Below are 9,015 nucleotides of genomic sequence, written 5' to 3'. Positions count from 1 at the left end.
TAAAACGGCAACAGCCCCTATTCATTTCCGCCGCGATTTATCCGCATTCGCGATGCCCCGTTTTACCTGGGCATAAATAAGAACCTCTTTAACGCAGAGGTCAGACCGGCGCTCACCGAAATCAAAATCGGTAAGCAAGGTATTGCCTTTGATCGCATTGAATTAGATGCCTGGGCCGACGATTACGTGCGTCGTGTCGGTACGCCGGGTAACCAAAAACTGGAGAAAGAAACATGGCAAAGAAAATCCCTGGCCTCGTCAAACGGGGCGACTGCTGGCACATCGACAAAGTCATCAAAGGCAAACGCATTTGCGAAAGCACTGGCACAGGCGACCTCGAAGAAGCCCAAAGGTATCTCGCCAAAATCATAGATGACCTGCGGCAGGTGTCGGTTTACGGTGCAAGACCCGTACGCACCTTTCGCGAGGCTGCCACTAAGTATTTAAACGAAACCGATAAGCGCAGTCTGGCGAGGGATGCGTATTGCCTGAAAAAGCTGGAGCCGCATATCGGCGATATGGACATTACCCATGTGCACATGGGGACGTTGCAAGCCTTTATCGAGGCACGCAAGGCGGACGGGGTTAAAAGTAAAACCATTTCTCGTGAATTGGCGGTGCTACGGCGGATTTTATCCTTGGCGGCCCGCGCCTGGCGTGACGAGCACAATAAACCCTGGATCGATACGGCACCGCTATTAGAGCTACCCGACTGGGAAGATGGTGCGGAACCCTATCCACTGAACTGGCAGGAGCAAGAACGCTTCTTTGCGTTACTGCCGGAGCATCTGCGCTGTATGGCACTGTTCAAAGTTAACACGGGCTTACGGGAACAAGGTGTCTGTTGGTTGCGCTGGGACTGGGAAGTCCAAGTCCCGGAACTGAATACCTCGATCTTTATCACGCCGGGCAAACGGATTGAGTATGAGGACGGAATTTGGCGAGGGGAAAAGAACAAGGAGGATCAGATCGTGGTGCTGAATCAAGTCGCACGCTCGGTCATCGCGGCGCAGCGGGGCTTGCATCCGGTTTATGTGTTTCCTTATGAGGGCCGCCGAATCGGTAATATCCATACCACTTCATGGAAAAAGGCTTGGCAGAAAGCCGGATTGCCGGTGGATGGCTCTTACAACAAAGGGCCGCATAATCTGAAGCATACCTTTGGCCGGCGTTTACGCTCGGCCGGGGTGAGTCTGGAAACCCGGAAAGTATTGTTGCACCATAAGTCAGGCGACATTACCACCCACTATTCGGGCGCCGAAATTCAGGAGTTGATTAACGCCGTCGAACAGGTTTGCGTTTCGGAAGAAGGCATTAGTCTAACGATCCTGAAAAGGAGCTCCGGTAAACCCCGCTAGCTGGATCATATGACGATTAGAACTGCAATCCTGATCTGATAATGACCGGATCGAGTAGCACCGCCATACAGTGCTTTCGATCCGGTCAGTCGACCACAACTACTACGTCTTTGCAAACGGCTCAACAGCCAAACTCTAAAACCAAAACACGCTAAGGAAATCTCTCATGTTCAATGACCGCTTACTCCAAACCCTACGCGATGCTCAGCATCTGGTTATTTTAACCGGCGCCGGGGTGTCCGCTGAATCGGGCATTCCGACGTTTCGCGATGCCATGACCGGACTGTGGGCGCGATACGATCCCCAGCAATTGGCCAGTGAGAACGGTTTTCGGGCTAATCCGGCCTTAGTCTGGGGTTGGTATGAATGGCGTCGTGCCAAGGTTATGCAATCGTTACCGAATCCGGCACATCGGGCAATTGCACAGTTTCAGCCATTGGTGCCGAAGCTAACGCTGATTACCCAAAATGTCGATGATTTGCATGAGCGTGCCGGCAGTCAGTTCGTCATCCATCTGCACGGCAGTTTACATGAAGCGCAGTGTATTGCCTGTGCCAAGCCGTTTGCATTGAACGCTACGCCAACGGTCATTTCTGAATCAAAGCGGGTTGAACCGCCTCGCTGTCCGGCTTGCGGTGATTACATTCGTCCCGGCGTGGTGTGGTTCGGTGAATCGTTGCCGTTAGATGGCTGGCATGCTGCCGAAGCTGCCGCGCAGAATTGCGACGTATTGATGAGCATTGGCACATCGGCGTTGGTGTATCCCGCAGCCAGTTTGCCGCTGGTTGCCCTCACCGCCGGAGCCAAGGTGATTCAACTCAATCCGGATAAAACCAACCTGGATGCCAAAGCCCACTTTAATCTTCACGGTAAGGCGGGGGATCTGTTGCCGGCACTGCTGCAAGCCGCGTATGCCCAGTAAAGCGATGGGTGCCGACAAGAAACTATAAACCGGACAGGCGGAACGATGAACCTAAAACAACGCGAACAGCTTGCCAGTCTGCAACATTCAATTGACGAGTTGGAACAGCATTTGAGTCAAATACAACGCAAGCTGCGTCGACTAGCGAGATTGGCGTCTCCCTCCAATGTAAAAAACGATGCCGGGTATAGCGAAGCCGAAATAGAGGGCTTATTGCGCTTTAACCAGCGGTTGATGACTGTTGAAGCGCATTTACACACCTTGGCAGAAACCCAAAACCAGTGGATGAGCGCACAAGTCGCCGATAGCAGCACGGTGTTGGACGATTACGAAATTGACGCTACGCTGTATTTTATTCTGCGCTCGGTCGATCCTGAATTTGACGAGGACTCGGATAATTTCTTAGCCACCCGCGAGATCAGTCTCAAAGGGCTGGATGTCGATAATCGGCTTGCCGACGGCCAAGACCACCGTAATCCCCTGCGGTCATATCCCGAGCCACTACGCCAAGTTATTCTGTGCCGGTTATTTTATGACTTGATCAGTTATAACTACAGTTTGGCACAACCCGAGCTGAGCCTGCGGGACTGCTTACGCATAGACAACATCTGGGTCAATGTGGCCATAAGGCATCAGGCGACTTTGGATATTGAAACCGGTGAGTGGGAAAAGCCAAATGCCTGAGAGATTTATGATGTAATAAGTTAGAGAGCAAAAACGGGGCTTGGGTTTTTATTGAACTGTCATTCAGTTTTTAGCACTTAGTGCCGTTTAAATTGAAGTTTTTGTTAAACGCGCTCTTCATCTCGCAGAGTCAGAACTTCATAGCCATCTGCTGTAACCGCAATAGTGTGTTCCCATTGTGCAGAGAGTTTTTTGTCACGAGTAACAACTGTCCAACCATCACGCTTCGTTTTTACTTTAGCTTCGCCTTGGTTGATCATAGGCTCAATGGTAAAAGTCATACCTTCTTGCAAAACAATTCCGCTATTCGGTTTTCCGTAATGTAAAACCTTAGGCTCCTCGTGCATTTCTTGACCAATACCGTGACCGCAGTATTCGCGTACAACCGAGTAGCCTTGTGAAGACGCAAATTTTTTAATCGCGTAACCAATATCACCAAGTGTTGCGCCGGGTTTCACTGCGCGAATACCCTGCCACATAGCCTCGTAAGTTTTATCAACTAGCCTTTGGGCTAATGGCGAAACATCCCCAACCATGTACATTTTACTTGAGTCGGTGATAAAACCATTTTTTTCAAGCGTTATATCCACATTGATGATGTCGCCGGACTTAAGCAATTGAGTCATGGAAGGTATGCCGTGACACACCACATCATTGATCGATGTGTTTAGAACAAAAGGGAAATCATATTGCCCTTTACTGGCCGGTCTTGCATTTAACGTGTTGGTAATAAAATCTTCAACCCGATCATTTATGTCCATGGTTGAAATGCCCACTTTGATGTGTTGATCGAGATAAGTGAACACAGATGCGAGCAAACGCCCTGATTCACGCATCAAATCAAGTTCATTCTCATTTTTTAGGATACCACTAGCCATTGCTAACTTCATTTAACTCAACAGCAGCAAGGCGTAATTGTTCTCGCAAAATCTCTGTGTAAGTCATATTGGGATGAGTTTCGGCGAGCATGCCGATTTTTATCCAAAACTCAGCCTGGGAATTGATCGAACGAACCATCGTGCTACTGGCTTTCCGAATCTCTTCATGTAGTTCGTCACTGATTTTAACGATACCCATATTTACCTCAAATATACGAAACGTATATAGATCGTATATCAATGTGGCAATATTCACAAGAGTCTGCAAAGGATGTTTAGCGTTCAAGCTATCCGGTCTACCGTAGCCGATCCGGTCATTGAGCAAGGGGTTAAGGCTCACTCTTTTTGCCCGCACCGCTCTGGAAAGGTGGAACCTGACTTCTTGGCACATGTGACCGGTATGTGCGGGTAACCGTGAGCACACAATGCTGCCACGTGTTTTTTTGGCTAACGCCCTCAATCCAATCTGGCGTTATAAGCAGGAGCTAATTAATACGGCTAGTGTGTCATGCGGACGAATTGAGTCGGTGATGCGTGAAATCAAGTCACGCAAAATTCACGCAAGGCAAATTTCAGGCATAAAAAAAGCAGGTATCGAACTAACGATAACTGCTTGATTTTCCTAGTCATTCGATGGTGGGTCGTGTGCGATTCGAACGCACGACCATCGCATTAAAAGTGCGGTGCTCTACCGGCTGAGCTAACGACCCCAATCAATTCGATCATTATATCGGTTTTTTTTTTCTTTGCAAGCTTTTACTGTGAAACCTTGGAAACGGTACACTTGCGAGTAAAGCTTGTCCCTGAACCGTCCAAAAAACGCATTCGAATAGGCGGCGTAGGCCCTGACTGAGACGTTGTTAAGCCAATCCTCTCAATTTCTCGTTACGGAGTGTGACGTCCGGAAATCGTCGGATTGGAGTGAGTGCAAACCTAGGTTTGCACTCCGGCCGAGTTGTTTAAGCCGTTCCGGCTGGTGGGGTCGAATCGACATTGGTCGGCTAGGCAAAAATGCTCGACGCCACGTGTGGCTGGAGGTTAGCCGAGGGTGGAAATGGCTTTGTGACCAGCGAATTGGCTGAATGATGGGGCGCGGCACTGGGTTTTTCATGATTCATTTTTATTAACGCCGGTAAAACCCGGTATGGTCGGGGTTTACCGGCGTTAGCCCTAGACGGCCTAGATTTTCGAGTCTTTGCGATTTTTGTTCGGTGAAAAGGTGAGGAATGCGATGCCGCTTAGCAAAAGCCAAGCCGAAGGCGGTAACGGAACGCTGGTTGTCAAGGTATTCAGCATCGTTGAATCGCCTGCCGTGAATTGCGCTGTCATACTATGCGCCGCGTCCGCGGTGCCGGCGATATCGCTGCCGTCCGCCCAAAACGCACTGGCAGTGATATAGCTGGTGATGAAGAAGTCTTGACCGGGCACCAGATCGAAACTGATAGCTCGGCTTTCGTTCAACGCGGTACTGTTAACCAGGGGATCGGCGTGCGCGTTGACGAAGTCTCCGCCAAGCATTGAGCCGGGAAGTTCTGCGTAAGGGTCGAAAATTCCCCCCCAGACGTTCATGCCGGCGGTGATGGATTCGGTGGTATCGCCGCTAAGCAAGCCACTGACCGAGAACGTGATGGTGTAGGTTTGGGACTCGGTTCCGGCGTAGTGGTAGGCTTGCAGGCCCTGAGCGGTGGCGGTCGCGGAGACATAGCCGATGGTATTGGGGACGTCCGTTTTAGCGTAAGCCTTCAGGATGGGTAAGGATTGCGCCCCGGTTAAGGAGCCTTCGGCAAACCAAGAATACATGTCGTTGAATTCGGTCGTCGCCGTTGGATAACCATTTCCGCCCTTTGAATCGGACGCGCTGGAACCGTCGTCCGGACACGTCGAACAAACCTTAAACCAGTGCGTGCCGCTGCCGGACACGCTAATGCCCGGTTCGGTTAACCGTGCGGCATAGCTGGTGTTGTTCAGGAATAATCCCACGGACAGGTAGAGAAGATATCGGGATTTAGCGATCATATGGCCCCCTTATTAAGGCTCGGAAGAAGTAAGGCTCGGAAGATTGCCGCTAACCGCAGTCGGCGGCGGAACAGGTTGATTACTCAACAACTGCACGTACAATCTAGCTGAAAGCTTGGGTCGAGAATAGTTCGATTTATCACATCCGGCGGTTGCCAACGAGCAAGCTTGAGGTGCTTTCGGCTTTGATCGATTACTCTATTGTATTTAACCGGAGAGCCCGGTTTGCGAGCACGCGCGGTGTTGCTTAATCCTGGGCGTGGCATTTAAATCGCGTGATGGGCTTAATGTCGGGTCTCGGACCGATAGCCGGAACGGCTTCTTCGTTCGGAAAACCGTTCTGGGGTGACGTGGTTTCTTTGCGGATCGCGAAGCCGCTAACGCATTCTCGATGCCCAGTCCGGTAGCTCGATCGCGGTTATTCGTCGATTGGGCTGTCGTTGAGGGTTTGCCGACACTGTTCCGGCTTGCCGTTTTTGAACGACGGCGAGATGCCGACCGGCTCGGTGAGGCCCCTGAGCAGCAATAGATAAGCCTGCTGGTCGATACACACTTTGTTAAGTTTCCAAGTCTGGATTTGGCCTTGAATTTCGATGCGTTCGAGACTGATGTCCTCCAGAGCAAGGGTGCGGCTGGCGGGTGGGGTGGCTTGGGCGGTGAAGGTCGCGGTGGCGAATAGCACGAGCACGGCGAGATTCAAGTTTCGCATGGCGGTTTCCTGGCAAATACGATTAGCTTAGCGGCATCGCGCGCATGGTGTTGGTTTTCCGATCTCGCCGCAGGCGCCGATGCCGGTATGCCCTGCGGAAAGGGGGATTGCCGGTTGCGAAAAAAATCGCGTTAACCTTCGAGTACTTGAATCGGCGGGATAAAAGAGCTGGGGTTCGCCGCTAGGCCGGGTTAGGCGGTAACCGTCACGGCATTGCCGTGTTATCGCGAGCCCGGTCGGCCCCCCGCGAATCAAATCAGAGCGCCCGCGAGCAGGCGATTACTGTATTCCTGTTCTCTGATCAGGATGGTTTCGTTTTTGACGTCGGTCAGTTTTTTGACCAGGACTTTGCCCGAGGCGGGGAAGAAATACACTTTGCGCGGATAAATGTCCAAGGTGTCGGAGGCGACGATCGGGATATTGCGTTCGTCCAAGTAGTCGCGGAGAAAGTCTGCGCTGCGGGCGCCGACATTGTTACGGCTCAGGCGGTTTAGCACGTTGCCGCCGCCGAACACTTTCGCTTCCAACTGGTGCGCTTCCGCACCGATGTCGAGCAGGTGCTGAATAAATTTGTCCATCGCCTCGCTGGCCAGATTTGTCAGGCGTTCGCCGACCGGTTGGTCTTCGTTCAGATTGGCTACCATGAAGTGGTTCATGCCGCCGATACCTTTGACGCGGTCGCGGATGCAAGCGGTAACGCAAGAGCCCAACACCGTCACGATGACCGCGCCGGCTTGCGCGACGCAATATTCGCCGGGAATGATTTTGCTGGCGGCGGTACGCCAGTAGGGGTCGAAGTAGGTTTCGGAGCGGTTTTGTATATACATGGTCGGATCGGGGTAGAAGTCAGTCGGTAGCTCGGTCGATTAGACTGTCGAGTGTCGATTAATTTCTAACATAAATCGAGCCAGCCAACGTAGTACCAAAGTATTAGGCTGGCTCAATCTCGCGCCGCCGCCGAGCTTGAGCCGATTGGCGCGTTCGGCTTGGCCGGCGCCTGGACCAAGTTCCGGCGCGGTTCATTCGATGTTTTTGTAATGCAGGGACGAAATTTGCTCGGAGACGATGCCGATCATAAAGATCAACAGTGCCGACAGAAACAACACCGCGCTCATGTTGGTGAAGCGATTTTCGGTGAGGTAGGTATAGGCGTAATAGGCTACGCCGACGCCGAAGATCGAGCCGCTGATCGGCAGAAACAAACGCATCGGCGAAAACAACACGCCGATGCGCAGGATGATGATGAAAAATCGCAAGCCATCGTGGAGCAGGCGAATGTGACTCTTGCCAATCCGGCTGCCGGCGTGTATCGAGACGTAGGCGACCGGGAAGCCGGAACGGAAGAAGGCCATCGTGCTGGTGGTCGGATAGGAAAAGCCGTTGGGTAGCAGGTATAGGAATTTGCGGAATTTGTCGGCCCTGACCGCGCGAAATCCCGAGGTCAAGTCGTCGATTTTATGGCCGGTCATCAGCGACGCCAGTTTGTTGTAAAAGCGGTTGGCGGTGCGGCGAAACCAGGAGGCGTGGCTGCTCGACAAGCGGGCGCCGACCACCATGTCGTAGCCTTCCGCCAGTTTGGCCAACACCATCGGGATGTCGGCGGGATCGTGCTGGCCATCCGCGTCCATGAATACCAGAATGTCGCCGCGAGCATGGCGGGCGCCGGTTTTGATCGCGGCGCCGTTGCCCATGCCGTAGGGGTGGGAGACGACCTTGGCGCCGGCCGCTCGGGCGACTTGGGCCGTATCGTCGTCGGAGCCGTCGTCGATCAGCAGAATTTCGGCGTCGGGATACAGCGCCTTCAATTTCGGCAAGAAGGTCGGCAGGTTTTCGGCTTCGTTTTTGGCGGGCAATACGATGCTGAGCAATGGTTGGGCGGTCATGTTGGGCGCGGGTGGGTAAAAAACGGCGGGTTTGGGCGGTGACGGCGCGGTGGGTACGCTACGAATCGACGGCGAGTCTAGCAGAAATTCGCGCGGGCTAACATCGCCGGCGCTTAGCGAAACCGGTCTTTCAGGCCGCGCAGTTCGGCGAACACAGCGGGCGCCGGCCGGCCGGTCAGGCCCAAGTGTCGTTGAATCGCCGGATCCTGCTCGCGCAGAAAGGGATTGGTGGCCAGTTCTTGCGCCATCGTGCTGGGCAGGGTCGGTTGTCCGGCTTGTCTGAGCGCGATGACTTCGGTCTGGCGCCGGCGCAGGGCCGGGTTGTCGAAATCGACTTCCACCGCGAAACGGGCATTGGCTTCGGTATATTCGTGGGCGCAGTAAATCCGCGTCTCCGGCGGCAGCGTTTTGAATCGTTGCAGCGATTGCCAAAGCTGCTCGGCGCTACCTTCGAACAAACGCCCGCAACCCAGCGAAAACAAGGTGTCGCCGCAAAACAGCGCCGAACTGTCCGGACAATAAAAGGCAATGTGGCCGCTGGTATGGCCAGGCGTGGCGATGACCT

10 protein-coding genes and 1 tRNA gene are annotated in these 9,015 nt (G+C 53.0%); 3 read left to right on the top strand and 8 right to left on the bottom strand.

All coding sequences use genetic code 11. The features are described 5' to 3' along the window. Positions 1 to 233: 233 nt before the first annotated feature. The 3 genes from A1355_RS19860 to A1355_RS19850 all read left to right on the top strand — a co-directional run bounded on the left by A1355_RS19860 (position 234) and on the right by A1355_RS19850 (position 2,964). Positions 234 to 1,358, top strand: a complete 1,125-nt coding sequence (locus A1355_RS19860) for a tyrosine-type recombinase/integrase (protein ID WP_064031022.1) — start codon at positions 234 to 236, stop codon at positions 1,356 to 1,358. 166 nt (positions 1,359 to 1,524) lie between these two features. After that, entirely contained in the window at positions 1,525 to 2,280 is a 756-nt protein-coding gene (locus A1355_RS19855; RefSeq protein WP_064031021.1) for an SIR2 family NAD-dependent protein deacylase, read from the top strand. Positions 2,281 to 2,325: 45 nt separating this feature from the next. Continuing rightward, positions 2,326 to 2,964 carry a hypothetical protein gene (locus A1355_RS19850; protein ID WP_064031020.1) on the top strand — a complete coding sequence of 213 codons (639 nt, stop codon included), beginning with the start codon at positions 2,326 to 2,328 and terminating at the stop codon, positions 2,962 to 2,964. 104 nt (positions 2,965 to 3,068) lie between these two features. Here A1355_RS19850 and map read toward each other — a convergent pair whose 3' ends face one another. The 8 genes from map to gloB all read right to left on the bottom strand — a co-directional run. Next, the gene (map, locus tag A1355_RS19845) at positions 3,069 to 3,842 is read right to left on the bottom strand and encodes a type I methionyl aminopeptidase (protein ID WP_064031019.1); all 774 of its coding nucleotides are present in this window, start codon (positions 3,840 to 3,842) and stop codon (positions 3,069 to 3,071) included. Further along, complete coding sequence (locus A1355_RS26260; RefSeq protein WP_231883737.1) at positions 3,835 to 4,182, bottom strand: ParD-like family protein; 348 nt, start codon at positions 4,180 to 4,182, stop codon at positions 3,835 to 3,837. The genes map and A1355_RS26260 overlap by 8 nt, the downstream gene beginning before the upstream one ends. Positions 4,183 to 4,476: 294 nt before the next feature. Beyond that, positions 4,477 to 4,552 (bottom strand) — tRNA-Lys (locus A1355_RS19835). 469 nt (positions 4,553 to 5,021) lie between these two features. Then, entirely contained in the window at positions 5,022 to 5,858 is an 837-nt protein-coding gene (locus A1355_RS19830) for a hypothetical protein (RefSeq protein WP_157197963.1), read from the bottom strand. 418 nt (positions 5,859 to 6,276) lie between these two features. Further along, entirely contained in the window at positions 6,277 to 6,567 is a 291-nt protein-coding gene (locus A1355_RS19825; protein ID WP_064031017.1) for a hypothetical protein, read from the bottom strand. A 251-nt stretch (positions 6,568 to 6,818) separates the two neighbouring features. Then, positions 6,819 to 7,394 carry a chemotaxis protein CheD gene (locus A1355_RS19820; RefSeq protein ID WP_064031016.1) on the bottom strand — a complete coding sequence of 192 codons (576 nt, stop codon included), beginning with the start codon at positions 7,392 to 7,394 and terminating at the stop codon, positions 6,819 to 6,821. 192 nt (positions 7,395 to 7,586) lie between these two features. Then, positions 7,587 to 8,450: a glycosyltransferase family 2 protein gene (locus tag A1355_RS19815; RefSeq protein ID WP_064031015.1), complete on the bottom strand. Its 864-nt coding sequence runs from the start codon at positions 8,448 to 8,450 to the stop codon at positions 7,587 to 7,589. Positions 8,451 to 8,563: 113 nt separating this feature from the next. Then, on the bottom strand, positions 8,564 to 9,015 hold a 452-nt coding region (gloB, locus tag A1355_RS19810; RefSeq protein WP_064031014.1), incomplete at its 5' end, for a hydroxyacylglutathione hydrolase.

This window comes from Methylomonas koyamae (assembly GCF_001644025.1).
GTDB classification, from domain to species: domain Bacteria; phylum Pseudomonadota; class Gammaproteobacteria; order Methylococcales; family Methylomonadaceae; genus Methylomonas; species Methylomonas koyamae_A.
This window is presented reverse-complemented; position numbering and strand designations above follow the sequence as displayed.

Bases quoted from the DNA above. Each gene is read 5' to 3' on its own strand.
- A1355_RS19860 (WP_064031022.1), top strand. From the start codon at position 234: ATGGCAAAGAAAATCCCTGGCCTCGTCAAACGGGGCGACTGCTGGCAC.
- A1355_RS19855 (WP_064031021.1), top strand. From the start codon at position 1,525: ATGTTCAATGACCGCTTACTCCAAACCCTACGCGATGCTCAGCATCTG.
- A1355_RS19850 (WP_064031020.1), top strand. From the start codon at position 2,326: ATGAACCTAAAACAACGCGAACAGCTTGCCAGTCTGCAACATTCAATT.
- map (WP_064031019.1), bottom strand. From the start codon at position 3,842: ATGGCTAGTGGTATCCTAAAAAATGAGAATGAACTTGATTTGATGCGT.
- A1355_RS19830 (WP_157197963.1), bottom strand. From the start codon at position 5,858: ATGATCGCTAAATCCCGATATCTTCTCTACCTGTCCGTGGGATTATTC.
- A1355_RS19825 (WP_064031017.1), bottom strand. From the start codon at position 6,567: ATGCGAAACTTGAATCTCGCCGTGCTCGTGCTATTCGCCACCGCGACC.
- A1355_RS19820 (WP_064031016.1), bottom strand. From the start codon at position 7,394: ATGTATATACAAAACCGCTCCGAAACCTACTTCGACCCCTACTGGCGT.
- A1355_RS19815 (WP_064031015.1), bottom strand. From the start codon at position 8,450: ATGACCGCCCAACCATTGCTCAGCATCGTATTGCCCGCCAAAAACGAA.